The sequence below is a fragment of the Streptomyces sp. ActVer genome (assembly GCF_027270795.1).
GTDB lineage: Bacteria > Actinomycetota > Actinomycetes > Streptomycetales > Streptomycetaceae > Streptomyces > Streptomyces umbrinus_A.
Window position 1 is genome coordinate 14,939 of sequence record NZ_JAPWHT010000038.1, and the last position, 24,121, is coordinate 39,059.

The 24,121-nt window shown below is 70.8% G+C and carries 21 protein-coding genes; 10 read left to right on the top strand and 11 right to left on the bottom strand.

Annotation, left to right across the window (positions count from 1 at the left end; all coding sequences use genetic code 11):
* Positions 1–227 precede the first annotated feature (227 nt).
* Together O3Q52_RS09190 and O3Q52_RS09195 are read right to left on the bottom strand one after the other, a co-directional pair.
* On the bottom strand, positions 228–1,577 hold the full coding sequence (locus O3Q52_RS09190) for a nicotinate phosphoribosyltransferase (protein WP_269648323.1): 1,350 nt from the start codon (positions 1,575–1,577) through the stop codon (positions 228–230).
* Positions 1,578–1,622: 45 nt separating this feature from the next.
* On the bottom strand, positions 1,623–2,435 hold the full coding sequence (locus tag O3Q52_RS09195; protein WP_269648324.1) for a universal stress protein: 813 nt from the start codon (positions 2,433–2,435) through the stop codon (positions 1,623–1,625).
* Positions 2,436–2,693: 258 nt separating this feature from the next.
* Here O3Q52_RS09195 and O3Q52_RS09200 point away from each other — a divergent pair, with 258 nt between their 5' ends.
* The 5 genes from O3Q52_RS09200 (at position 2,694) to O3Q52_RS09220 (ending at position 9,645) form a co-directional block, all read left to right on the top strand.
* Positions 2,694–3,572 carry a universal stress protein gene (locus O3Q52_RS09200; protein ID WP_269648325.1) on the top strand — a complete coding sequence of 293 codons (879 nt, stop codon included), beginning with the start codon at positions 2,694–2,696 and terminating at the stop codon, positions 3,570–3,572.
* Positions 3,565–5,151 (top strand): bifunctional aminoglycoside phosphotransferase/ATP-binding protein, encoded by a 1,587-nt coding sequence (locus tag O3Q52_RS09205; protein WP_269648326.1) that lies wholly within the window; start codon positions 3,565–3,567, stop codon positions 5,149–5,151. Before O3Q52_RS09200 ends, O3Q52_RS09205 begins: the two co-directional genes overlap by 8 nt.
* 594 nt (positions 5,152–5,745) lie before the next feature.
* On the top strand, positions 5,746–6,774 hold the full coding sequence (locus O3Q52_RS09210; RefSeq protein WP_269648327.1) for an alcohol dehydrogenase catalytic domain-containing protein: 1,029 nt from the start codon (positions 5,746–5,748) through the stop codon (positions 6,772–6,774).
* A 752-nt stretch (positions 6,775–7,526) separates the two neighbouring features.
* A complete protein-coding gene (locus O3Q52_RS09215) occupies positions 7,527–7,703 on the top strand; it encodes a hypothetical protein (protein ID WP_269648328.1) in 177 nt (58 codons plus the stop codon).
* Positions 7,704–8,415: 712 nt separating this feature from the next.
* Positions 8,416–9,645 (top strand): PP2C family protein-serine/threonine phosphatase, encoded by a 1,230-nt coding sequence (locus tag O3Q52_RS09220; protein WP_269648329.1) that lies wholly within the window; start codon positions 8,416–8,418, stop codon positions 9,643–9,645.
* Positions 9,646–9,876: 231 nt separating this feature from the next.
* Here O3Q52_RS09220 and O3Q52_RS09225 read toward each other — a convergent pair whose 3' ends face one another.
* Positions 9,877–10,602, bottom strand: coding sequence for a helix-turn-helix transcriptional regulator (locus tag O3Q52_RS09225; RefSeq protein WP_269648330.1), 726 nt, complete (start codon positions 10,600–10,602; stop codon positions 9,877–9,879).
* Between O3Q52_RS09225 and O3Q52_RS09230 the strand changes: the two genes are divergently transcribed.
* Complete coding sequence (locus O3Q52_RS09230; RefSeq protein ID WP_269648331.1) at positions 10,603–10,863, top strand: hypothetical protein; 261 nt, start codon at positions 10,603–10,605, stop codon at positions 10,861–10,863.
* A 277-nt stretch (positions 10,864–11,140) separates the two neighbouring features.
* On the opposite strand, the gene O3Q52_RS09235 is transcribed toward O3Q52_RS09230, so the two are convergent.
* Positions 11,141–11,641: a hypothetical protein gene (locus O3Q52_RS09235; RefSeq protein WP_269648332.1), complete on the bottom strand. Its 501-nt coding sequence runs from the start codon at positions 11,639–11,641 to the stop codon at positions 11,141–11,143.
* Between O3Q52_RS09235 and O3Q52_RS54130 the strand changes: the two genes are divergently transcribed.
* The 3 genes from O3Q52_RS54130 (at position 11,610) to O3Q52_RS09245 (ending at position 14,138) form a co-directional block, all read left to right on the top strand.
* Positions 11,610–11,888: a hypothetical protein gene (locus tag O3Q52_RS54130; RefSeq protein WP_332112892.1), complete on the top strand. Its 279-nt coding sequence runs from the start codon at positions 11,610–11,612 to the stop codon at positions 11,886–11,888. The genes O3Q52_RS09235 and O3Q52_RS54130 overlap by 32 nt on opposite strands.
* Before the next feature lie 488 nt (positions 11,889–12,376).
* Positions 12,377–13,429 (top strand): helix-turn-helix transcriptional regulator, encoded by a 1,053-nt coding sequence (locus tag O3Q52_RS09240; protein ID WP_269648333.1) that lies wholly within the window; start codon positions 12,377–12,379, stop codon positions 13,427–13,429.
* A 211-nt stretch (positions 13,430–13,640) separates the two neighbouring features.
* Positions 13,641–14,138 carry a hypothetical protein gene (locus tag O3Q52_RS09245; protein WP_269648334.1) on the top strand — a complete coding sequence of 166 codons (498 nt, stop codon included), beginning with the start codon at positions 13,641–13,643 and terminating at the stop codon, positions 14,136–14,138.
* Positions 14,139–14,242: 104 nt separating this feature from the next.
* On the opposite strand, the gene O3Q52_RS09250 is transcribed toward O3Q52_RS09245, so the two are convergent.
* The 4 genes from O3Q52_RS09250 to O3Q52_RS09265 form a co-directional block, all read right to left on the bottom strand.
* Positions 14,243–14,722: an acyl-CoA reductase gene (locus O3Q52_RS09250; RefSeq protein ID WP_269648335.1), complete on the bottom strand. Its 480-nt coding sequence runs from the start codon at positions 14,720–14,722 to the stop codon at positions 14,243–14,245.
* The gene (locus O3Q52_RS09255; RefSeq protein WP_269648336.1) at positions 14,719–15,771 is read right to left on the bottom strand and encodes a hypothetical protein; all 1,053 of its coding nucleotides are present in this window, start codon (positions 15,769–15,771) and stop codon (positions 14,719–14,721) included. Before O3Q52_RS09255 ends, O3Q52_RS09250 begins: the two co-directional genes overlap by 4 nt.
* A gap of 291 nt (positions 15,772–16,062) precedes the next feature.
* The gene (locus tag O3Q52_RS09260) at positions 16,063–16,776 is read right to left on the bottom strand and encodes an ABC transporter ATP-binding protein (RefSeq protein ID WP_269648337.1); all 714 of its coding nucleotides are present in this window, start codon (positions 16,774–16,776) and stop codon (positions 16,063–16,065) included.
* A gap of 45 nt (positions 16,777–16,821) precedes the next feature.
* On the bottom strand, positions 16,822–18,060 hold the full coding sequence (locus tag O3Q52_RS09265) for an ABC transporter substrate-binding protein (protein ID WP_269648338.1): 1,239 nt from the start codon (positions 18,058–18,060) through the stop codon (positions 16,822–16,824).
* Between the two features lie 188 nt (positions 18,061–18,248).
* Between O3Q52_RS09265 and O3Q52_RS09270 the strand changes: the two genes are divergently transcribed.
* Positions 18,249–21,005, top strand: coding sequence for a branched-chain amino acid ABC transporter permease/ATP-binding protein (locus tag O3Q52_RS09270; RefSeq protein WP_269648339.1), 2,757 nt, complete (start codon positions 18,249–18,251; stop codon positions 21,003–21,005).
* Between the two features lie 71 nt (positions 21,006–21,076).
* On the opposite strand, the gene O3Q52_RS09275 is transcribed toward O3Q52_RS09270, so the two are convergent.
* From O3Q52_RS09275 to O3Q52_RS09285, 3 genes are all read right to left on the bottom strand, one after another.
* Positions 21,077–21,871: an SDR family NAD(P)-dependent oxidoreductase gene (locus tag O3Q52_RS09275; RefSeq protein WP_269648340.1), complete on the bottom strand. Its 795-nt coding sequence runs from the start codon at positions 21,869–21,871 to the stop codon at positions 21,077–21,079.
* 16 nt (positions 21,872–21,887) lie between these two features.
* On the bottom strand, positions 21,888–23,096 hold the full coding sequence (locus O3Q52_RS09280; RefSeq protein WP_269648341.1) for an acetyl-CoA acetyltransferase: 1,209 nt from the start codon (positions 23,094–23,096) through the stop codon (positions 21,888–21,890).
* A partial coding sequence (locus tag O3Q52_RS09285) for an OB-fold domain-containing protein (RefSeq protein WP_269648342.1) occupies positions 23,093–24,121 on the bottom strand: 1,029 nt, incomplete at its 5' end. The genes O3Q52_RS09280 and O3Q52_RS09285, both read right to left, overlap by 4 nt.

The window sequence follows — 24,121 nt, forward strand, 5'->3', positions numbered from 1 at the left end:
GGCGTACCGCCGCATGGGATGAGAACCCTCGTGATCCTGGTGCCGGGCGGCCGGCCCGGGGCTGCACCCTCAACACCCCCGAGCGAATGGCTCCCGACCCTCTTGGCACCGGCCACCACTGCCCACGGACTGTCTCCACCCGGAACGGAAAGGCGACATGCACCACCGTGCGGTCGCAGAACTCATGACCCGAAGCGTCGTGCGTGCACAGCGCGACAGCCTTGTGCTCATGGCTTCGCCGATCCCGCGGCTGCGGCCAGGACCTCGTCCTCGATACGACGCCGGACCTCGCCGGTGAGCCCGGTCAGTCGCTCGGAGGTCACCGCCCGCGGCGCGACCGGGGTCCGGATCCGGAGTGCCTCCGACGGGAGCCCTGCCAGGTCGGCGTCGAATCTCTCCCTGCTCTGCCTCGGAGTGGGGCGCTCGACGGTGCGTCTCCCGTTCCGCATCACCGTCTCCAGCAACGGCACTCCGTCGTCGGGGGGCCGTTCATCGCGGAGCCCGATCACGTCGGCGTATCCGGGGCAGCGGAACACCTGCTTCTGCCCGGGGGCGGTCACCTTGGCCGAGGAGAGCTTCATCACCGGCCGACCGTCGAACTCGACCATCTTGTAGGCGGAGTCCAGGTACGGGGCATCGGCCGAGACTCCGACGCGGGTGCCGACGGCGTAGATGTCGATGGGCGCCGAACGGACCAGGCCGTCCACGGCGTACTCGTCGAGACCGCCGCTGGCGACGATCCGTACGTCCGGCAGCCCGGCCGCATCGAGGATGGCCCGCGCCCTCAGCGCCAGGGCACCGAGGTCGCCGCTGTCCAGCCGTATCGCCGAGCCGGTCGCACGGTCCAGATCCCGCAGCACGCGCGCCGCGACCCGGACCCCCTCTTCGGTGTCGTAGGTGTCCACCAGGAGTGTCACCGGGCCGGGGTGGCACCGGGCGAAGGCCCGGAACGCCGCCTCCTCCGTTCCGAATGCCTCGATGTACGAGTGGGCCATCGTACCGACGGCGGGCAGCCCTTCCGCGGTGGCCGCGGCGACGTTGCTCGTTCCGTCGAAGCCGACCATCGCGCTCAGCCGGGCGGCCTGGAAACCGGCCTGGGGGCCATGGGTGCGTCGTAGGGAAAAGTCCACGACCGGGTGTCCCGCCGCCGCCAGGACGCACCGTGCGGCTTTCGAGGCGATCGTCGTCTGGTGGTTGACCTGATTGATTACGTACGTCTCGACCAGTTGCGCCTGCGGAAGCGAGGCAGTCACCTCCAGCAGTGGCTCTCCGGCGAGGACGATCCGCCCCTCCGGTACCGCCCTGACCTGGCCGTTGAATTCCATGCCGAGCAGCGGGGCCAGATCGCGCGGAGGCCGGTGCAGCGCCGAGGCGAAGGCATCGACGTCCTCGGGGCCGACCCGGAAGCCGGACAGGAAGTCGAGTGACGACTCCAGGCCGGCGGCCACCAGAAAGCCGCGGCCGGGCGGCATGTCGCGGACGAACAGGCTGAACGTCGCCGGGCCGGTCATCCCCTCGCGCAGGTACGACATCGCCATCGTTACCTCGTACAGATCAGTGGTCGTCGCCGAGGACATCTGCGTCACCTCCTCCTGGACACCGATGAGGCGCCACGAGTTCGTTCACTGTCCGAACCGCGCGGACCACAGGGGCTCCACCAGGTCCCATTCGGTGTCCCACTGCGCGTACCGCCTGCGGTTCAGCGCCACGTGCATGCCCTTTCGCACAGCGACGAGGCCGGCGTACACGCCGACCGCTGTCATGGCGCCCATCACCCAACCGGCGGCCTTCGCGTTGCCCGCGGAGATCGGCGGCTCCTGCGCGGTGCCGCGCAGCGCGTCGGCGAGAACCTGCGCCGGCGGGCTCTCAAGGGCTTGGAGGGCATATCCGGACAGGCCCGGAGGCCCGGGGTTCCCGACCGGGACACTCCAGGCATGCACCGCCACCAGTCGGCAGCCCCGCACCTGGGCCTCGCGAAAGGCGAACTGCACGGCCGTACCGCTGCACTTCCCGGCCTCGACGCCGACGACGACGCTCCCGAACCGGCCGTGCCGGTGCTCCACCCCGCCGCGCACCACGACGACCGGGCAGTCGGCATGGGCGGCCACATGCAGGCTGACCGAGCCGAGAAGCAGCCCGGCGAGACCTCCGAGCCCTCTGGACCCGAGTACCAGCGCGAGGGCGTTGTGCCCTTTGCCCACCAGGGCGGACGCCGCGTCCTCATACAGCAGCTCACTCGACAGCCGTACCGCGGGTGCGCTCTTCCTGGCACGCTCCGAGGCGGCGGCGACCAGGTCGGACGCCTCGTGGTCCGCTGCGGCCGCGTGCAGGAGATGGAGCGGCACCTCGTGTCGGAGTGCCTCGTCAGCGGCCCAGTCCACCGCCTCGAAACTCGCCTCGGACCCGTCGATGCCGACCACCAGGGGAACCGCCATTGCTTCCGCCTCCTCATGCCGGACTTCAGGCCCGTCGGTTGTCCGCTCTTCCGGGGACCACATGCGCCGCGAGGAGATCTGGGGTACTCCTCGATGGAGAAGCGCCGTGGTCAACGCGCCGGCACAGATGCTCATGCGCTGCGCCGACTACGCCCACAGCCGGCCTGCACGGGCCGCCTACGCACGGAGACCGCGGCAGCGCGGACAGCGGCCACACCCACCGTCCTTCCAGCTTCTAACGAAATGGAGGCAGTCGCCATGGAACGAGTCCTCACCGTGGGCCTCGACGGCTCACCCGAGAGCCTTGCCGCTGCCCACTGGGCCGCAGACGAAGCCGAGCGGCGCAGACTCACCCTGCGTCTGCTGCACGCATGGCCCCTGCTGGTGCCGGAACCAACCCACGTCCCGGCGGAAATGGACCAGAACTACTGGGCGAAACGGCTCGTGCACAACGCTCAGACGGAACTCCAGGCGGGCCACCCGGGCCTCACCGTCGTCGGCAACCTGGTCGCCGACGACGCCCAGGACGCGCTGCTCCACGCGGCGTCGGAGTCCGAGATGCTCGTACTCGGCTCGCGGGGCCTGACTCCCGTGGAGAGCTACTTCCTCGGTGACATCAGCATGATCGTCGTGGCACGCGCCGAGCGGCCCGTGGTCCTGGTGCGTGCGGACAAGCGCGCAGAAAGAACCTCGACGCCCGAATCAGGTGCGGCAGGCGGTGTGGTGGTGGGGCTGGAGCTGCGCGCCCCGTGCGACGACCTGCTCGAATTCGCCTTCACCACCGCCGCGGCCCGGAATGTGCCCCTCCGCGCCATCCACGGCCTCAGCACGCCGCTCCACGCGTACACCCCCTGGGGCGTGGATCACACCGTGACCAGGGAGATCATCCAGGACGCGCAGAAGCACCTGAGCCAGGCCCTCCCACCCTGGCGCGAGAAGTTTCCGGGCGTGGACGTGGCCGACACCACCCGCCTCGAAAGCCCCGCAAGGGCCGTCGTGGGAGCCGCCGAGGGCGCCGACCTGCTGGTCGTCGGCCGGCGCAAGCACCACCCCAACCTGGGACCACGCCTGGGCCCCGTGGCCCAGGCAGCCGTCCACCACGCGCGTTGCCCCGTCGCCGTCGTCCCGCATGACTGAGCCCCGCCGTCACGGGGAGCCGGTGGTGTCGGAGCAGCGGGCGGACGCGTCCGTACTCCGGCTCGGTGCCGCTCGCGAAACTCCGTCACCGGCGCGCGCCGCGGTACGCGAGACCCACACCGCGGTGGTCCTCTTCGTCGGAGACCGCGCCTACAAACTCAAGAAGCCGGTGGACCTGACGTTCCTGGACTACACCACGGTGGCCGCCCGGCGGGCGGCGTGCGAGCGGGAAGTCGCCCTCAACCGCCGTTTCGCCCCCGACGTCTACCTCGGCGTGGGCGAACTCAGCAGCCCTGACGCGGACGTGCCCGAACCCGTCGTGGTGATGCGCCGCATGCCCACCGAGCGCCGCCTCTCCCATCTCGTACGGGAAGGTTCGGCCGTCGACGACGCCCTGCGGGATGTCGCCCGGCTGCTCGCCGCCCATCACGCGAGCGAGTCGCGCAGCCGAGAGGTGGACAAGCAGGGCACGCGCGACGCGCTGTCGTTGCGATGGGAAGCGAGCTTCGCCCAGGTCCGCGAGCTGTCCGAGGACGGCACAGCGCCGGACGGCGTGGCGGAGACCGAGCGGCTGGTGCGCCGCTATCTCGCCGGCCGCGAGCCCTTGTTCGACGCGCGGATCGAGGAGGGTCGGGTGGTCGACGGCCACGGGGACCTGCTCGCCGAGGACATCTTCTGCCTCGACGACGGCCCGCGCGTCCTGGACTGCCTGGAGTTCGACGACAGTCTTCGCTACGTCGACGGCCTCGACGACGCCGCCTTCCTGGCCATGGATCTGGAACAGCTCGGCGCACCGGAGTCCGCGGCGTTCTTCCTCGCCGGGTACAGCGAGTACTCCGGCGACCCCGCACCGCCCTCCCTGCGCCACCACTACGTCGCCTACCGCGCGTTCGTCCGTGCCAAGGTCTCCCTGATCCAGGCCGACCAGGGCGCGCCCGGTGCGCAGGCGGCGGCACACCGGCTGATCACGACCGCCCTGCGCCACCTGCGTGCCTCCGCCGTCGGCCTGACGCTCGTCGGCGGTCTCCCGGGCAGCGGGAAGTCGACGCTCTCCGGCGCACTCGCCGATCGTCTGGGCGTCACACTGCTCAGCAGCGACCGCCTCCGCAAGGAACTGGCAGGCATACCGGCCGAGCAGTCGGCGGCCGCCGCCTACGGCGAGGGACTGTACTCACCCGAATGGACCAACAAGACGTACGTGGCGCTGCTCGACCGCGCATCCACACTCCTGTCCCGCGGCGAGTCCGTCGTCCTGGACGCCTCCTGGTCCGACGCGGGACAGCGCGAAGCCGCCGTGGCCATGGCCGAACGCACCCACGCCGACCTGGTGGCCCTGCACTGCCAGGTTCCGGACGGGACGACGGCCGCCCGCCTCGCCACCCGCGCCCCCGGCACATCCGACGCCGACCTCGACGTGGCCACCGCCATGGCGGCCACGGAACCACCGTGGCCGGAAGCCGTCCGGGTCGACACGAGCGACTCCCTGGAGGCAGCGGTCGTCCAGGCGCTGGCAGCCATCCGCCCGCGCGCCACCAGCCAGGCCCCAGTCTTCCGCCGCCCCTACATGGAGCCGGGCTAGCCAGAGGAATGGGGCCGATGCCGGAGCTGACCGGGGGTATGCCACAGGCGTCCGGTTGCCGTGTGACACGGGGTCCGCAGCGCAGGCCCCGTGCCGCGCGAAGAGCCTGCCGAAGCCCTCTTCCCACTCGGAGAGCAGGCCGCCTGACGGCTGCCGGCGCGCGGTCGTCTGTCGACGGGTCGACGGGTTCGAGCCGGGCTTCGGCCAACCCGGGCCCACCGTCCCGTCGGCCGACCCGCCGCAACTTCTGAGCGCCGTCGGGCTCGACGCACGGATGGAGCTCCTCGCACGGTCCGCGCGGGTGGTCGGTTGTGCCGGATCACGGCTGCGAGGGCGAGGAGTCACCGGCCGGTGCAGGCCAGGACTCCGGAGAGGTTCTGCGGCCGTGTCGTTCCGCACCGAGTCGGCCTTTGCGGGGGTGGGAGACCGCCTCGGCGCACTGGCGGACGCGAGCGAGGCAGCCGTATCGGACAGGTTCGCGTCCTGCATCTGAGGAATCAGGAGTCCGGCAGATCCGACAGGCCCCGGTTGCCCGGACCTCGTTCGAGAGTGACGGTGTAGGAGAGGGCTGCGTCAGCCAGGGAGTGGGTGACCATGCGAGCACTCGTCTACCACAGCCCCGGACAAGCCTCCTGGGACACGGTCACGGATGCGGCGATCGAGGACCCGACCGATGCCGTCGTGCGTGTCGACGCCACCACCATTTGCGGCACTGACCTGCACATACTGCGCGGCGACCTGCCGGAGGTGAAGCCAGGGACGATCCTCGGCCACGAGGCGGTCGGCGAGGTGATGGAAGTCGGCCGCGAGGTTCACTCCATCGCCCCGGGGGAGCAGGTGATCGTGTCATCCGTCTCGGCCTGTGGCCACTGTCGGTTCTGCCGGGACAGCATGTTCGGACAATGCCGCGGCGGGGGCGGGTGGATCCTCGGTGATCTGGCCAACGGGACCCAGGCCGAGTTCGTACGGGTGCCCTTCGCCGACCACTCCACCCACCGGCGGCCCGGCGCCCTGGCGCTCGATGACGCCGTCCAGCTCTCCGAAGTCCTCCCCACCGCCTACGAGGTCGGTGTGCGGAACGGACACGTGGGCCCCGGCGACACCGTCGTCGTGGTGGGCGCCGGTCCCGTAGGGCTTGCCGCCGTCCTCACCGCGCGGATCTACTCACCGCGCCGAATCATTGCCGTGGACCTGTCCCGCTCCCGGCTGGAAGCCGCCACCCGCCTCGGGGCCGACGCCGCCGAGCTCCCCGGACGGCTGGTGGCCGATCTCGCGGACGGGCCAGGCGCCGACGTGGTCATCGAGGCCGCCGGAGATCCGGACAGCTTCGTCCTGTGCACACGGGTCGTACGCCCGGGCGGGCACATCGCCAACATCGGCATGCACGGCAAGCCCGCCACGCTGCACCTCGAGGCACTGTGGCGCAAGAACGTGACGATCAGCACCGGCCAGGTGGACACCTCCTCCACTCCTTGGCTGCTCAACCTGGTGACATCCGGACGTCTGCACATCTCCCGGCTCGTCACCCACACGTTCGGCCTCGGCCGGATGGAGGACGCCTACGAGGTCTTCTCGCACGGCACCGAGACCGGCGCCCTCAAGGTCGTACTGCACCGCGGATAGAGAGCCCAGGCCGAGATCGGCCGTGCCACGGCCCCGCGCCGTCGAGGGCCGGTCGACCCTTCCGCCTGGACCGTTCGGGCCTACTGCTCGCCGGTGGACCGTGGTGCCATGGAAGTGAGCCGAGGGCAACCCATCAGACGCGGCGGAGCGGAGAGAAACCGCGCACCGCGCAATCAGGGTCCGCGAGAAGCGGGCGGCCCTCGGCTCCACGACTGCCGAGTGGCCTCTGCGGTCGGCCGAACCGGCGGGCCCACGGTCCAAGGGCCCGCAGCCGCCGGGGCCTTGCCCTTCAGATCAGCAGGGCCGGCGAAGGATTGCCGTACGGCGGGCCCTCCTCGAGCAGTGCGCGACCTGATCCACCGCCCAGGGCCTGACTCGACCTGTCGGAACATCCTTATGGACCGCGAGAGCGGCTTCGTTGCCACTGCCTGTAACCGCCAGTCGGACGAGGCGCAGGTAGCAGCACTCGGCCAGAGCGCCGACGTCCAGAGCGCCGACATGAGGAGTGTCGAGCCGATGAGTGCCGCATTGCAGCGAACCGAGCCGCAACGACGTTCGCCCTGGAGGTGACACTGGGCCTCATTGAGGAGCGAGGGCTCAGCAGCTCGACCCACTGCACCATCGACAAGGCCACCGACGTGCCCCTCGGATCGTTGCCGGACCACTTCCCGAGCCGGGACGACCTCGCCTTCACCGCGTTCGAGCGCTTCGCAAGCCGACCACGGAAGAGGGAACGACACAGTCCATGCCCAATGCCGAGCCCCCTTCAGTGTCCCCCGGACTGCGACCTCCAGTTCAGCGCACGCGTCGCCGACGACTTCGAGTCCATGTTCGACACCGGCGTGCTGCTCCTGTGGGTTGATGACCGCCGCTGGGGCAAGCTCCTCTTCGGGTACTCCCCCGACCGCGAACCCATGGTCGTTCCGTAGTCGCCCGCGGAGTCGCGGACGATGCCAAGACCTTCTCTGTCGACGGACGGTGTGGCTGCGTATCTCCCGAATCGATCAGACCTTCGCAGACCACGCCTGCGTCGACGGCAAGGCCTGAAGGACGATCCGCTTCTTCACTCTCGACTACACGTCCACGCCCGCCTCCATCGGTTTCGAGGCACAGTCGCCGACCCGCGACGGCTGCTGCTTCGTCACCCTCGACGACATCCACTTCACCCGCGAGCGCCTGTACGAAACTGCGGGACGGCTCGTAGCGCAAGACCCGGCGAGCGCAGTTGCGCAGAACATGAGGAGCGCCGCCAAGCGTCAGCACCCTCGCGTTCGTCGCGACTCCGGTGGCCGCCTGTCCCCTCGTACGGAGGGTGAAGCCGCGAGCGCTTTGCTGGCGCATGATGTTGCCCATGCCGTCGGCGGCACGTGAAGCGTGCGCCGGCGGCAGCGCCTGGATGCAGTGACGCTGGTCGGTGGTCTCATGCCGTCCGCACGGGAACCCGATTGGGCCTCGGAGAGTATCGGGAGGCGGTCTCGCTGTGTGCCGGGCGCAGGTGGAGAATTCGCCGGCGCAGGTCTCGCGGCTCATGCCGGCGGTATGAAGCTGCCGGGCCGCGGAGGAGCGGTGGCCGGGCCCTGTGGCGTGTTCGCTCCTATCGTGGAACGGCACAGTGACCTTCGACGTCGAGGCAGGCAGTACATGAGGGAACCGCAGATCGACTACGCGGCGGTCTTCCATGCCCTGCCCGGCATGGTGGCGCTGCTCACCCCCGACCTGGTGTACGCCGACGCCAACGACGACTTCCTACGGCTCGCCGGACGCACCCGCGAACAGTTGCTGGGCCGCTACATCTTCGACGTCTTCCCCGAAAACCCGAACGCCCCGGCCGCGGCCGGCATGCGGGAGACCCGCGCGTCGATGCTGCGGGTGGCGGCCACCGGCGAACGCGACACCATGGCCCTGCTCCGCTACGACATCGAGGACCCCAAGCGCCCCGGCCACTGGCAGGAACACTATTGGAGCCCGGTCAACGCACCCGTCTGCGGCCCCGACGGCCAGGTCGTGCTGGTCGTGCACCGGGTGGAGGAGGTAACCGAACTCATCCGCGCCCGCGGCGGCCCGGGCCGCGACAGCCGGGCCCGCGTGCTGGAAGCCGAGCTCTACACCCGGTCCCGCGAGCTGCAGGAGGTCAACGAGCGGCTACGCACGGCGCACGCCCACGAACGCGAGGTCGCCCTGGCCCTGCAGGAGGCGATGCTGCCCGCCCCCAGACCCCTCGGACACCACCGGGCGGCCGTGCGCTACCAGCCCGCCGTCGGCTCCCTGAACGTGTGCGGCGACTGGTACGACCTGGTCGACCTGCCCGGGAAAAGCCTCGCAGTCGCTGTCGGCGACATCGTCGGCCACGGCCTCGCCGCTGCCTGCGCCATGGGACAGCTGCGCAGCGCCCTGAGCGCGGCCTGCCGCGTCGCCGCCGGGCCCGCCCCGGCCCTGGACGCCCTGGGCCTGTACGCCCGCTTCGTCGAGGGCGCCGAGTCGGCCACCGCAGTGACCACCTTCATCGACTGGAACGACCACACCATCACCTACAGCTGCGCGGGCCACCCTCCGCCGGCCCTGCTCCACCCCGACGGCACCGTGATCTTCCTCGACCAGGCCACCGACCCGCCGCTCGGTGCCCGGCCGGAACACGTGCCCCGCCCCCAGGCCCGCACGCCCTTCACCAAGGGCGCCACCCTCGTCCTGTACACCGACGGACTGATCGAACGCCGTAGCGAGGACATCGACACCGGTCTGGGCCGCCTCGCCGCCTCCCTCACCCACCACCGGCAATCCGACCCCGAGGCCCTGGCCGATGCCCTCCTGGCCGACCTCCTTCCCTCCACCGGCAGCACCGACGACACCGCCCTGATCGTCATCCGCCTGTGACCCGTCCCCAGCCGGTCGACGACGGGTCACAGACGGGAGCGTCGTCTCGCGGGCCCGACGCCACAGCGAGGGCACGGAAACCCCGGGCGGGCAGGTGTGTGCGGCGTTCGGCAAGTCGCTCACGACCCTCAGCCGGCCGTGCCAGTTCCGCGGCGGCCGCGCCCTCTGCCCCGTCCGTCTCACGTTCGCTGCGGACGACCGCTGGATCTCGAGCACAGACTGCCGTTCGGATCACTGCGGTGTGGCCGTCTTCCGCAGCGGTGCGGAGGGGTTCGTCGGTGTCCATTGCAGGAGGAAGCGCAGTGCTTCCTGGGAGTCGGATGCGGTGTAGGCCACCAGCAGCTGGTCGGGGTGGGTGTCGACGGAAAACTGCTGGACGTCGAGGGTCACGGTGCCCGCGACCGGGTGGTGGTAGGTCTTGGTGAGCTGCCTCGGCCCGCGCACCTGGTGGCCGGCCCACCAGGTGCGGAAGTCCGTGTCGTGGACGCTGAGTTCACCGACCAGGGCGGTCAGGGTCCGGTCGTCGGGGCGGCGGCCCGCCTCCATCCGCAGGACGGCGACGCACTCGCGTGCGGCGCGCGGCCAGTCCGCGTACAAGGCGCGGAAGGAGTCGTCGAGGAAGGTCAGCCGGATCAGGTTGCGCTCGGCCGGCGGCAGCGTGCCGAAGTCGGTCAGCAGGGCCGCCGCTCCCCGGTTCCAGGCCAGCACGTCCATACGCCGATGCAGCACCATCGCGGGAACGTCGTGCATGCCCTCCAGCAGGCTCCGCAGCCGTGGGGCGACCTCCGGCCTGCCCGAGAGCCGCGGGCGGGCGCCGGGGCTCACATCGGCCAGGGCGAACAGGTAGGAGCGTTCGTCCGGGGCGAGCTGCAGCGCGTCGGCGAGCGCGTCCAGGACCGGGCGGGAGACGCGGCGGGTGCGGCCCTGTTCCAGCCTGACGACGTAGTCCACGCTCACGTGCGCGAGCTGGGCCAGCTCCTCCCTGCGCAGCCCCGGAACGCGGCGCAGGCGTCCGTCGTCCGACAGGCCGACAAGAAGCTCCACTGGATCGACGGCGCCCGCCACGTCGACCTGTACCACAAGGACGAGTACGTGACGCCCGCCATCGCCGAGTTGGCAGGCTTCTTCCACACTCGGCTGGCCTCGACGCCCCGAAGCGACGCCCGTCCCGGGGGCCGCACACAGCCGACGCCGACGCCGGCCCAGACGGCAGCCTGAAGTCTGCGAGCCCTCCGGACTCATCCCTGCGATGTGGACCTACCGTCCGGCGGGAAGCCATGGGGCCGGAGGCGATGGTTCCGTCTCCTGTCCCCGGCCCCACTCCGGTACACACGCTGCCGTTGCTCGCGCGGCCGCAGCCGACGAGACCGGATGGGCGACCGCCGCACAGGCGGGGTACGGCGCTGATCTCGGCCGCGGGCATGACCCTCCGGCGGGCGACCTGAGGGCTGTCGTTCGGATCGCACCGGCCCCGGTCGCCGCGGGCCGGCGGGCTTCAGAGGGGGTATCGGACGCCGGTGAGTTCCTCCGAGAGCACCCACAGCCGTCGCTGGGCCTCCGCGTCGTGGGAACGGGGGTGGGAATCGGTGCGACGGGGGTCTCCGCGCATCTCGCCGAGGCCTTTCGGGCCGTAGTACTCACCGCCGAGCGCGGCCGGATCCGTGGCGGCGCGCAGAACCGGCAGCGCGCCACGTTCCGCGCTGTGAGTCAGCAGCGGGCCGAGGACGGTGTTGAGAAGACGCATGTGGGCGGGGGCGTTGCGGGTCAGACCGGTGGACGCCCCGCCGGGGTGTGCGGCCAGGGCCGACGTGTGAGCACCCGCGGAGGTGAGCCTGCGGTGGAGTTCGTAGGTGAAGAGGAGGTTTGCCAGCTTGGACTGGGCGTAGGCGGCCTGCCGGTCGTACGCATGGTGTGAGTTGAGGTCCTCGAAGGCGATGCGGCCGCCCCGGTGACTGTTGCTGCTGATGGAGGCATCCGCCAGGGACCGAGTGGTCAAGACTGCCGCTCAAGCCTTGGGCGCCGCCTCGACCGACACGGCGGAGGAGGCCAGGGCGCGTGCCGCGCTGGCCACACTGATCACTGCGGCGCAGACCTCCGGGGACCTTCACCCGGACGTCACGGTTGAAGACTTCTGCCTGCTCCTATCCACTGCCCCCTCCGACCGGTCCTCCGAGGCACGAGCCCGGTGGCTCACCTTGACTCTGCCAGCACTCACCAGTCGTGGACGTGCGCCTCACGGCTGATCGCCGGGTGACTCCCTGGTGCAGTCGCACCGGATCAGCGAATGGCTCAGGGACACGTTTGGGTGCGCAGGCCCAGGCCGCGTGAAGCGCTGCCGCGACGAACCGTCGCCACATGTGCCGTGACCGTGACGGCGGCGACGAACAGGCGGGCGGCGATGTCGTCGCTGAGCCCGGCGGCGACCAGGGAGCACTTCGGCCTCGCGCGGAGTGAGTGTGGCCGGCTGCTGGGCGTGCCCACACGCGATGGTCCGGATGCCTTCGATCAGTGGCCCCACCGCGCACAGTCCCTCGTCTCGACCCGTCGCCTTCAGGAACAGGTCACTACGGAGAACGAGACACCGCGTTGAAAGCGCCGTCGGCGGAAGACCTGGGGCGGGACCAGAAGAGCCCGTGTGACCGAATGCGCCCCCTTGCCCGGGCAGTTGGGCTGCATCACTGTCGTTGGGCACCACCGTTCGCCTGATGACCGCCCACCGTCGGAGATCCCCATGCTGCGGGTGCACTTCACGGCCGACGACATCGCACATGTACGTGTCGCCGCCGCCCCCGACCCCCTGTGGGAGATCGTCAACAGCTTCCAGGCCCTGATCAGGGAGGAGAACGCTCTGGCGTTCGGCGAGTGGCGGCGCATCGTGCGGCCACGGCTGGGTCCGACGGACGGGCTGCTCGCCGCACTGCTGCCGCCCCGCGGCTACTTCCCGGACTTCCTCACGCCCGACCTGGGCGGCTCCCTCGGGCTGGAGAGCGCGGTCGACACCGTGCTCGGCACGCCCCGGGCCGACCTGCGCGGCGATCTGGCCACGCTCGCCGCCTCCCCGACCCGGCCGAGACCGCTGCCTGCCGAGGCCCGTGCTCTCGCCGAGGGCACTCTCGAAGCCCTGCAACGGCTCGGCGCCGCGCTGCACGGGTACCACCGGCGAGCGCTCGCCGCCTTCTGGCCGCACATCCGGGCGCAGGTGGACGCCGACCGAGCCGTACGCGCCCGGGCGGTGCTGGGAGGCGGAACCGACGGGCTGCTGGCGAGCCTCCGGCCCGTACTGCGGTGGCAGCCGCCGGTACTTGAGGCGGACTACCCGGTCGACCACGAACTACGGCTCGATGGGCGGGGGTTACTGCTGCAACCATCCTTCTTCTGCTCCCGACGACCCGTCACTCTCGCCGTACCGCTCCCCGACCGCACGCCGGTCCTGGTCTACCCGATCCAGCACACGCTCGGCTGGGCGCTGATGCCCGGCGCCACGGGCCGGGACGCGGGCCTGGGCGCGCTGCTCGGGCGCACCCGGGCCGCCATCCTGCAGGACGTCGTGACCGGGCGTACGACCGGTGAACTCGCGGAGCGGATCGGCATTTCCGGGGCGGCGGTGAGCCAGCACACGGCCGTGCTGCGGGAGGCCGGACTACTGCTGAGCGTGCGCCGCAGCAAGCACGTGCTGCACACCATCACTCCAGCCGGGCTCGTCCTCCTCGACGGCGCACCGCACACGCCGCACACGCCGCACACGCCGCACACGCCGTACGGCCCCCCGACGCCTGAAAACTGACGCCTCACGCCTGCCCGTTGACGCCAGGCGTGAGGCGCGAGGCGCCTGAGTGGGGGCTTCCGTTTAAGCCAGGGCTTCAACGTGTGGCGGCGACTCGCCGGCCGACGACAGCCTGGCACCACGAACGGGCCCCACCGCCACCGGGTGCCTCGTATGTCGCGTCCTGAACAGGGGGATCAACCGAATGCGCAGAATGCATAGTGTTCACGGAGTGCGTGCCAGGCGCTCCGTCCTCGGACTCATCGGTGCCTTGGCTCTGATGCTGGCGGCTGTGTTCACCGCCGGCCCGGCCCAGGCAGCCGTCGCCTCGGACGACAGTGCGGTCGGCCGGGTCCTGACCGCGCCACCGGCGCCGCAGGACGCGCAGTCGGCGTCGACCCGGTCAGCTGCCGCGAACTCCCCGAGCGTCTCGCCGTCCGCCAGCTCCATCCACGTGGCACCCGGCGGCACCTTCAGCTGCCCCAGCGGAAACCTCTGCACGGAGGTCTGGGATCCCACCACGAACAGCTGGGAGATCTTCTTCCTCTACTCCTGCAACCGGTACTACGTGTCGTACTGGAACGGTGCCGGCTACTACTACGACTTCCAGACCGGAGGCGTCACCTCGTACTTCTACGGCCAGAGCGGCAACGTCCTCCACTCCTTCAGGCCCGACTCGGCCCTGCACTCCTACACCTGGACCCCCGTCTGGAGCATCCGCAACTGCTGAGCACGAGTACGCGATGACGAACGCGCCATCGCTGCACTGTGCCGAGGGGCGCTTCCTCCGTGTGGAGGAAGCGCCCCTCGGCACAGTGCCCAGCTACTCGTCGTTCACCCAGCGCATGAGCCGTTGCAGCGGATAGAAGCGGCGATCCGGCCCTCGGGCAGCCGCACCTCGCGCCAGCCGTCCAGCACGTCCGCTCCGCCGAGTTCGTGGTCGATCTGGGCGTGCAGGTTGGTCCGCTGGAAGCTGCGCCACAGCACGGCGTAGGCGCGTTCGAGCACCTCGGCGGGGAGCGGGCTGACCCGGACCATGCGGTCCAGTGCTTCGGCGAGCAGCCCTTCCCGGTCGGCCTTGAGTGCCTCGCCGGTCTCCACCAGCAGGTCGACGATCTCCGCGCTGGGCACGTCGAAGGCGGGTCCGGCTTCGGTGCGCGGCCACACCAGGCGGTCCAGATCGAGCGCCGGTGCCGTGAAGGCCGAGCCTCCGCGGCCGTGACCGACGGTCGGGGCCTGGTCGACCTCGCCCCGCACGACGTGCACCACCTCCGTCAGGACCGAGGGTTCGCCCTGCAGCGTCGTACCGCTCATCCGTGGATCATTCCCCTCACATAGGAGTCGAGTGTGGCCGCGCAGGTGATCTTGTCGTCGCCGCCGAGGTCTCCGTAGCGCTGGATGTCCGGCAGGACGGCCGGGCCCGATCTGCCGCAGGGGCACGGTGAGAAGTCCACGAAGACCCGGTCGCCGCTGATCAGTCCGCCCCAGCGGCCTTCCAGGGAGACGTCCAGGAAGGCTAACCGTCCTTCCACGACGCCGTGTTCGGGGTTCAGCAGCTTCTCGCCCGCCTGGTCGAGCACCAGCGGGATCACCCACGGCGGCACGTGGTAGTTGCCCTTCTCGCAGGCAAGGCAGGAGCCCTGAAGCTCCGTCATGCCGTAGCTGCGTACCCGTCGTACGCCCTGGTAGAAGGCGGCGAACTGCTGCTGGTAGTCGTCGGGCAGCGCACGGCCCTTGTTGCCGCCGCCGCTGAGCACCAGGGTGTCGGGGTGGAGGCCGCCGTCGGGTACGCCCCGGGCGCGCAGGGCCTGGATCAGGGTGAACTGCTGGTTGTTCATCCCGGCGATCAGCAGCGGCTCGTCGCGGTGGGCGGCGATGTCGTCGACGATCCGGCCCATGGCCGCGCCCAGTTCCTCCTCCCGCGAGCCGGAAGCGGACTCGAAGGAGCTGATCTCCTGCGGGGTCGCGATGCCCTCCGCCATCCGCCGGCGCAGCAGCGCGCTGCTCATCAGCTCGGACACCCGCATCGGGTCCTCGGTCAGCAGCCGGGTCTCGCCGGGAAGCGCGAAGACGTCCGCATGCCATCGGAAGCCGTCGATGGACCGCATCGGTCCGCTCGCCGGAGCGAGCAGGTAGGCCCGGCGGACGGGGTCCGGTGGCAGGGGGTCGGGCCAGCAGGTGAGGTTCTCCAGGATGTCGTGCAGGAACCGGAGGTCGGTGCCGTCGCAGTTGAGGAAGGAGACCTTCCCGGACGTGCCGCTGGTGATGTAGGGGCGGTGGCCGGCGGCGGTGACGCGTTCGGTCCACTCGTCGATGTCACGTACGCCGCCGACGTCGACCTCGTCCGGTTCGACCACCGACACGGTCGAGTACCAGCGCAGGAGCCGGTCCCAGCGGCCGGCGGTGATGAGGACGACTTGTAGCTGGTGTGCGAGAAGAGGAGGGGCACGAGGTCGTCGAGGCCGGTGACCTCCCGCACGGCGGTCTCCTCCGCCCGGGTGCGCAGCAGCGGGACGCGCTCGCGGTGGGCGGCGAAGGCCTCCCGCGCGGCCTCCAGTTGCAGCTCCGCCATGTCTTCGGCGGGTTGGCCGAAGGTGTCGCCGGACCGGACCAGGGCTCGGATCTGCTCGCGTGCGCTTGCCACAGCACCTACCTCAATCGGTTGTCACAGTTGTCCTGTGCGCGAGGTACGACGACTCGATCTCGTCCAGGTTCGCGCGCAGTTCCTTCGGGGTCCCGGTCATGACGATCCGGCCGCGGCGCAGCACGTACACACGGTCGGCGATGTCCAGCACCTTGCGCACGTGCTGTTCGACCAGCAGTGCGCCGAGCCCGCGGTCGGCCGCCTCGCGCACCGCGCGCAGAAGGCGGTCGACCACGAGCGGGGCGAGACCGAGGGAGAGTTCGTCCGCGAGGAGCAGCTTGGGCGTACGGCACAGGGCTCGTGCCAGCGACAGCATCTGCTGCTCTCCGCCCGACAGCATTCCGGCACCGGTCCTGAGCCGCTTCTCCAGTTCGGGGAAGAGCGCGAGGGCCTGGTCCGTCGTCACCCGGCCCACGCGCAGGTTGTCGGCGGTGTCGAGACGGGTGAAGACCGCCCGCTCACCGACGTAGGCCAGCCCCTGGCGGGCGCGGCGGTGCAGTGGTGCGTGGCCGGCACCACCCAGCCAGCGCACCTCGCCGCTCATCGGGGCCAGTTCTCCCGACAGCACCCGGAGGGTCGTGCTCTTGCCCGCGCCGTTGGGCCCGAGCAGAGCGACGACCTCACCGGGGCGGACCTCGATGTCGAGGTCGCGCAGTACGGGCACGGTGCCGTAGCCGGCGGACAGTGCGCGGGCTACGATCAGGGGCTGTCCGGTGTCGTGCACGGACGTTCTCCTTCCTCGGGCTGCAGGGCTCTCGTATGCCGGAGGTCAGCCGGCCGAGCCGCCCGTCAGCACCTTCCGGACGTCGATGAAGGTCGACCCGGACTTGGCCCACTCGATCTTTCCGTCGCGCATGGTCAGTTCGGTGGCGGTGGTGTTGTGTATGCGGTTCAGACCCTTGATCGGCAGAGCTGTCGACTCCGCCCAGGTCAGCGGTGGGGTCAGGCCGCCGGTGCCGATGCCCTTCGTGGTGTTGAGCTCCTCGACCAGGGCCTTGGCCGAGATCGTCGGCAGCTTCTTGGCGGCTTCGGTGAAGACCTTGAACGCCACCCAGGCCGTCGCGTTGGCACCGTTCGACGTGTCGAGGCCGTCGCCCTTGGTGGCTTCGACGAAGTCCTTCCAGGCGGGGTCGGAGGTCGGCGGGTAGTAGCCGGTGATCGCGGCGCCGTTCAGCGGACTGCCGGCGCCGCCGGTGCTCTCGGCGAGTTCCGGGGTGAGGTTGCCGACGACGCTGCCCAGCTCGGTCTTGGCGCCGGACTGTACGTACGACTTCACGAACAGGTCCGAGTGTGTGCCCAGGATGACGCTCACGCAGTCGGTGCCCTTGGTCGCGGCGGCGACCTGCGGGGCGAGGTCCGTGGCGGTGAGCGGCACCTTGAGGTCCTTGGGCGGCGCCCCTCCGGCGGCGGTCACGCCGAGCGCGAGGAACTTCGAGACGGTGTCGGCGGCTGCCACGTCGTACCGTACGCCGGAGATCTTCTTGCAGCCCTCGTCGACCAGTTGCTTGCCGTGTGCGGCGAACACCACGGGGGTGCCGCCGTTGACCGGGAACGACATCGGGCTGGAGAACTCGGCCGCCGAGACACCCGTCCCGCCGAGGTAGGGGATGCCGGCCTTCTCCAGGATCGGCATGTAGCGGTCTCCGGCGAGGCTGTACGAGCCGACGACCGCGACCACCTTCTCGGCGACCGCCTTCTGGGCGCAGTTCTCGGCCTCGTCGGCGTCGTTCTTCTCGTTGCAGGTGAGCACCTTCAGCGGGCCACCCTTGATCCCGCCGTTGTCGTTGATCCACTTCTCGTAGGCCTGGGCCGTCTGCCGGACACCGGGCTGGGCGCTGCCCTGGGTGTTCTCCGGTGCCCAGACCATCACCTTGACCGTCGCGCCCTTGAGCGAGGACGTGTCGGACGAGCTGCTGGAGGCCTCTCCCCCACATCCGGCGGCCAGTAGGGCTCCGGTCACGGCGAGACAGCTCGCTGTGGCACTTCTGCGTCGTCGTGAGTCGTTCATGGTCCCTCCGCGGGGCTCGCGCCCGTCATGGGCGACGTCGAGATGCCGACAGCATGGAGGGTGGCGTTTGTTTAGTGAAGTACTCTCGGCACAATTATTTAAATAAATACGCTGTCTGGTCTTGTCGGGCGATCCGGCGTTCGCTACTCATGGAGCTCTGAGAAGTAAGGCCCTGGGAGGTTCTTCACGTGGACGACATCCTGCGTTTCGCGCTGCTCGGCCTGGGGCTCGGTGCGCTCTACGCGCTCACCGCGCACGGCATCGTGCTGGTCTACCGGGGCTCCGGCGTCCTGAACTTCGCGCACGGCGCGATCGGGATGGCCGGCGCCTACCTGCAGTGGGAGCTGGCCGTCAACCACGGCGTGCCGTACTGGCCCGCCGTCGCGTGCGGGGTGCTCGGGTCCACGGTGCTGGGGGTGCTCACCCACCTGCTGGTGATCCGGCCGCTGCGCAGGGCGTCCTCGCTGGCGCGCCTGGTCGGCACCCTGGCGGTGTTCATCGTGCTCACCGCCGTCGCGGTCAAACGCTACGGCGACAGTGTGCAGCTGGTGCCGGCCAAGCTGCCGTCCGGGCTGGTGGAGATCGCCGGCGCGACGGTCTCCGAGGACCGGATCTGGCTGCTCGGCATAGCCGTCGTCGTCACCGTGGCCCTGCACGCCCTCTACAAGCGCACCCTGTTCGGTCTGGGCACGACCGCGGTCGCGGAGAACCAGGGCGCGGCCGCCTCGCTCGGCTGGTCCGCGGACCTGATCGCCGCCGCCAACTGGGGACTCGGCTCGGCTCTCGCGGGCCTGACGGGCATCCTGATCGTGCCGGTCATCGGCCTGTCGGTGACCGGCCTGACCACCCTGCTGCTGAGCGCGCTCGCCGCCGCGCTGGTCGGCAGGTTCTCCTCGTTCCCCGTCACCCTGGCCGGCGGCCTGGTCATCGGGGTCGTGCAGTCCGAACTGACCCGCTTCGGCTCCGACGTCACGGGGCTCGCCGCGTCGGTGCCCTTCCTCGTCATCGCCCTGATGCTGGTCGCCCGCGGCCGGGCCCTGCCGCTGCGCGGCACGTTCCTGGAGCGGCTGCCGGCCCTGGGCACCGGAAGGGTGCGCCCGGTGCCGCTGACGCTCGCCGTCGTGACCGGACTGCTGCTGATCTGGCTGTCCTCGCCGCTGTGGGCCGACGCGATCACCAACACGCTGGTGCTCTCACTGATCATCCTGTCGATCATCGTGGTCACCGGGTACGCGGGACAGGTCTCCCTCGCGGCGTACGCCCTCGCCGGGACCGGCGCCTTCATCGCCGGGCACGCGGCGGCCGACTGGGGCTGGCCCTTCGAACTCGCCCTGCTCGCAGGCGTGTTGGGCACGGTGCCGATCGGCCTGCTCTTCGCCCTTCCCGCCGTCCGCACCCGCGGGGTCAACCTCGCGATCATCACGCTCGGTCTCGGCACCACACTGGAGACGATGGTCTTCCAGAACACCGACCTGTCCACGACGCCGGGCAGCGACGGCATCGCGGTGGGCAAGCAGACACTCTTCGGGATCAGCATCTCCGGCGTCGACCATCCGCAGCGGTACGCGGCCGTCGTGCTGGTGATGTTCGTGGCCGCCACCCTCGTGGTCGCCAACGTCCGGCGCAGCAGAACCGGCCGCCGGCTCATCGCGGTGCGGGCGAACGAGCGGGCCGCGGCGGCCCTCGGCATCGACGTCCGCGCGGCCAAGCTCTACGCCTTCGGGCTGTCCGCGGCCATCGCCGCGCTCGCCGGAGTGCTCACCGGCTTCCGCTCGACCTCGGTGGTCTTCGCCGACTTCGCGAGCTTCGAGTCCATCACCGCGCTCGGACTCGCGGTCATCGGCGGCGTCGGCTTCCTCGTCGGGCCGCTCTTCGCCGCCACCTTCGCCGCGGGCACGGTCGGCGCCCGCTTCGGAGACCTGGTGCTGCCCGGGCTCAGCGAGTGGATGCCGCTGATCGGCGGGATCATCCTGGTGCTGACCCTGGTGGGCAACCAGGACGGCATCGGACGGGAGCTCGGCAGGCAGGCCGCGGGAGCCGAGAACAGACTGCTCTCGAAGCGACGCGCGAAGCACACGGCCCTCGCGCAGGACACGACAGAAGGTGACGAGCCGGTCGCTCCGGACGTACACCGCGCAGCACCGTCCCCGGCCGCGCACCGCACCCCCGGGCTCCCCCTGCACGTACGGGACCTCACCGTGCGGTACGGCGGGGTCGTCGCCGTGGACGGCCTCTCCTTCGACATCGAGCCGGGCCGGGTCGTGGGTCTCATCGGCCCCAACGGCGCGGGCAAGACCTCCGCCATCGACGCCGTCACCGGCTTCACCCGGGCGGCGTCCGGAAGTGTCCGCCTCGGCGACCGGGACGTGACCCGCGTGCCGGTGCACCGACGGGCCGGGGCCGGGCTGAGCCGGTCCTTCCAGTCACTGGAGCTGTTCGAGGACATGAGTGTCCTGGACAACCTGTACGCCGCCTGCGACCGGCCCGGACCGTGGGCGTACCTCACGGACCTGGTGCGCCCCGGCAGCCGCCCGCTGCCCGCCCACGTACTCGTCGCCATAAGGGAATTCGGGCTGGAGAGCGCCCTGGACCGGCCGGTGGGCGACCTGTCGTACGGCGAGCGGCGGCTGCTGGCCATCGCCCGAGCGGTGGCGACCTCGCCGTCCGTCCTGCTGCTCGACGAACCGGCCGCGGGGCTGTCGGACGACGAGTCCCGGGAGCTGGCCCACCTGGTCCGGCGGCTCGCCGAGGACTGGGGCATGGGTGTGCTGCTCGTGGAGCACGATGTCGACATGGTCATGAGCGTCTGCGACGAGGTCGTCGTCCTCGACTTCGGCCGCCGGATCTGCGTCGGCACTCCGGAGGAGGTCCGCGGCGATCCGGCGGTCCGGGCGGCCTACTTGGGCGATCTGGCACCCGAGGAGGCCATGGAGGGCGCCCCGTAAGGGGCGCGGGGAACTGCGCGACAAGCCCCCACCGGCCCGCCGCAAAAGAAGTCGCACCCCCAGCCGGAGCGCTACGCGTCCCGCAGGTCCGCCACGTACGGCTGGTGGGCCAGCAGGCCGCCGTCCACGCGCAGGGTGTGCCCGGTGATGAAGGCGGACTCGTCGGAGGCGAGGAAGACGACCGCGGACGCGACGTCCTCCGGCTCGCCCAGACGCGGGGTGAGGTGATGGCGGAGCATCGCCTCACGGATCGCGCCGTGCGCCGATCCGGAGCTGGCCGGCGTGACGATGAAGCCCGGCGCGATGGCGTTGCAGCGCACGCCCTGCTTGCCGTACTGGGTGGCGACGTACTGCGTGAGGTTGATGAGCGCCGCCTTCGAGGCGCCGTACGCGGGATTGCGCAGGTCGCCCGCGAGCCCGGCCCCGGACGAGGTGTTGATGATCGAGCCGCCGCCGCGCGCGACCATGTGCGGGACCGCGGCCTGGATGGCGACCATGGTCCCGCGGAGGTTGATGCGCATGGTGTCGTCCCAGACCGCGGGGTCGGCCTCCACGACGGCGAGGTCCTTGCGGGCGGCCAGGTGGGTGGCCGCCGCGTTGTTGTGCAGGACGTCGAGTCCGCCGTACGTCTGGATCGCCGCGTCCACCATGGCCCGTACGCTCTCGATGTCGCCGAGGTCGACCGGGACCGCGGTCGCGGAACCTCCGGCGGCACGGATCTCCTCGGTGACCGCCTTGGCGCCGTCGAGGTTCAGATCGGCCACGGCCGTGTGCGCGCCCTCGGCCGCCACGCGGCGTGCGGTGGCGGCGCCGATACCGGACGCGGCTCCTGTGACAATCGCGATCTTGTCGTCCAGTCGTCCCATGACCGAACCGCCTTTCTCAATCGGTGAGTTGGTTTCCGACCACCGACACGAAGGAGACGCATTCGCCCGGTCCGCCGCCCAGGTTGTGCGTGAGAGCGAGCGAAGGTCCCTCGGCCGACGTCCGGACCGTGCGCTCCGGCGGTGCCTCGCCCCGCAGTTGGAGCCAGGCTTCGAACATCATGCGCAGGCCCGACGCGCCGATGGGGTGACCGAAGGCCTTGAGTCCCCCGTCCGGGTTGACCGGAAGTGAGCCGTCCAGGTCGAAGGCCCCACTGGTGACGTCCTTCCACGCCTGGCCGCGCTCGGAGAAACCCAGGTCCTCCATCAGCACCAGTTCGGTGGGTGTGAAGCAGTCATGGACCTCGGCGAGGGCGATCTCGGCGCGCGGGTCGGTGACTCCGGCCTGCCGGTAGGCCTCCTGGGCGGACGCGACGACCTCGGGGAAGGTGGTGAAGTCGTACTCCGGATCGAGCAGCCCGTCCGCCGGACCGGCGACGAACGACAGCGCCTTCACGAAGATGGGCTTGTCGGTGTACTTGTAGGCGTCCTCGGCCCGTACGACGATCGCGGCGGCCGAGCCGTCGGAGACCCCCGAGCAGTCGAACACGCCGAGCATCCCCGCGACGACCGGCGCCGACCTGATGCGCTCAAGCGGCACCTCCTTGCGGAACTGGGCGCGGGGGTTGCGGGCGCCGTTGACGTGGTTCTTCCAGGCGATGCGGGTGATGACGTCCTTCAACTCCTCTTCCGACAGGCCGTACTTGGCGGCGTAGGCGGGGGCGAGGAGGGAGAAGTTCGCGGGGGCGGTGATCTCTCCGCGGCTGTCGTCGCCCGCGCCCGGCATGGTGGTGCCCGAGAGCCCGGACATCCCGGAGTCCTTGAGCTTCTCCACGCCGACCGCCATGGCCACGTCGTACGCGCCGGAGGCGACGGCGTAACACGCGTTGCGCAGCGCCTCGGAGCCGGTGGCGCACATGTTCTCCAGGCGCGTGACCGGCTTGTACTGCAGGTGGAGTGGCCTGCTGAGGGTCAGCCCGGAGACGCCGGATGCCTGGGTGCCGAGCCAGAACGCGTCGATGTCGTCGAGAGTGATGCCGGCCGAGGTGACGGCCTCGCCGACGGCGTCGATCAGCAGATCGTCGGCCGAGCGGGTCCAGTGTTCCCCGAAGGTCGTGCAGCCCATGCCGACGATCGCGACCCGGTCCCGGATTCCGTGCGAGCTCATCCGTGTGTCTCCTCGGTCTTGTCGGTGTCGCCCGTGCGCACCGGCCGGGCCTTCCAGAAGTAGTTGTGGACGCCGGACGCGGTGACCGTGCGCCGGAACGTCATCTCCACCCGGGCGCCGATGACGGCGTCGGCCTCGGTGGCGTCGGTGAGCTGGCAGCGGAACCGGCCACCGCCGTCGTAGTCGACGACCACGACGAGCATCGGCGGGCTCGGTGTGTGGGCCAGGCGGTCCACGGTGAAGGTGGCGACGGTGCCGCGCACGTGCTCCATCGGCTCGTCGGTCATGGCGTCGACGCTCCGGCAGGAGACGCACACCCGGTCCGGCGGCAGATGCCGGGTGCCGCACTTCTCGCAGCGGGAGGCGACGAAGCCGTACTTCCAGCCGCCCCGGCGGTGCGCGGGCGGGGCGTAGGGCGGCTCGGGGTCCGGCCGGCGGGGCGGCTCTCGGTCGAGGAGACCGCGCCAGGAGAGGTACGTGGCGTACGGCACCGGGGCGCTGCCCGCGGCGATCTGGGCGGCGACCGGGCGGGCGCCGCGATGTGTCGTCAGCGCCTCGGTGGTGCGCAACAGGAGGACTCCGGCGCCGTCGCCGAGAACGACCAGCGCGATGGTCTCGCCGGGGCGGGCGCGGTCGAGGACGTCGGCGAGGAGCAGTCCGGGCTGGGCGGTGCCCGCGTTGCCGATCGCCCCGGTGAGGTCCGGGGTCACCGCCTCGGGCCGTACACCTGACGTGCGCCGCACGGTCGCACAGGCCCGCGCGTGCAGTCCGGAGACCACGAAGTGGTCGATCGCGCCGACGTCCAGGCCCGCCTGGTCGAGTGCGGCGCCGAGCGCCTTGCCCGCCAGGGTCACGTAGATCTCCTCGGCGAACCGCTCCTCCCAGACGCGGGAGGTGGGTGAGCCGGGCAGCCGCCAGCGTTCGAGGATCTCGTCGCTCACAGTGTCGTGGGCGAGCAGCCCCGCGATGACGGGCGCCCCGTTGCGGTGGCCGCCGAACGCGAACGCCGCGGCGCCGTCGCCGCC

Bases quoted from the DNA above. Each gene is read 5' to 3' on its own strand.
- O3Q52_RS09215 (WP_269648328.1), top strand. From the start codon at position 7,527: ATGCCGAGCCCCCTTCAGTGTCCCCCGGACTGCGACCTCCAGTTCAGC.
- O3Q52_RS09195 (WP_269648324.1), bottom strand. From the start codon at position 2,435: ATGGCGGTTCCCCTGGTGGTCGGCATCGACGGGTCCGAGGCGAGTTTC.
- O3Q52_RS09265 (WP_269648338.1), bottom strand. From the start codon at position 18,060: ATGAACGACTCACGACGACGCAGAAGTGCCACAGCGAGCTGTCTCGCC.
- O3Q52_RS09280 (WP_269648341.1), bottom strand. From the start codon at position 23,096: ATGAGCTCGCACGGAATCCGGGACCGGGTCGCGATCGTCGGCATGGGC.
- O3Q52_RS54130 (WP_332112892.1), top strand. From the start codon at position 11,610: ATGGAGGCATCCGCCAGGGACCGAGTGGTCAAGACTGCCGCTCAAGCC.
- O3Q52_RS09220 (WP_269648329.1), top strand. From the start codon at position 8,416: ATGAGGGAACCGCAGATCGACTACGCGGCGGTCTTCCATGCCCTGCCC.
- O3Q52_RS09205 (WP_269648326.1), top strand. From the start codon at position 3,565: ATGACTGAGCCCCGCCGTCACGGGGAGCCGGTGGTGTCGGAGCAGCGG.
- O3Q52_RS09275 (WP_269648340.1), bottom strand. From the start codon at position 21,871: ATGGGACGACTGGACGACAAGATCGCGATTGTCACAGGAGCCGCGTCC.
- O3Q52_RS09240 (WP_269648333.1), top strand. From the start codon at position 12,377: ATGCTGCGGGTGCACTTCACGGCCGACGACATCGCACATGTACGTGTC.
- O3Q52_RS09200 (WP_269648325.1), top strand. From the start codon at position 2,694: ATGGAACGAGTCCTCACCGTGGGCCTCGACGGCTCACCCGAGAGCCTT.
- O3Q52_RS09190 (WP_269648323.1), bottom strand. From the start codon at position 1,577: ATGTCCTCGGCGACGACCACTGATCTGTACGAGGTAACGATGGCGATG.
- O3Q52_RS09250 (WP_269648335.1), bottom strand. From the start codon at position 14,722: ATGAGCGGTACGACGCTGCAGGGCGAACCCTCGGTCCTGACGGAGGTG.
- O3Q52_RS09210 (WP_269648327.1), top strand. From the start codon at position 5,746: ATGCGAGCACTCGTCTACCACAGCCCCGGACAAGCCTCCTGGGACACG.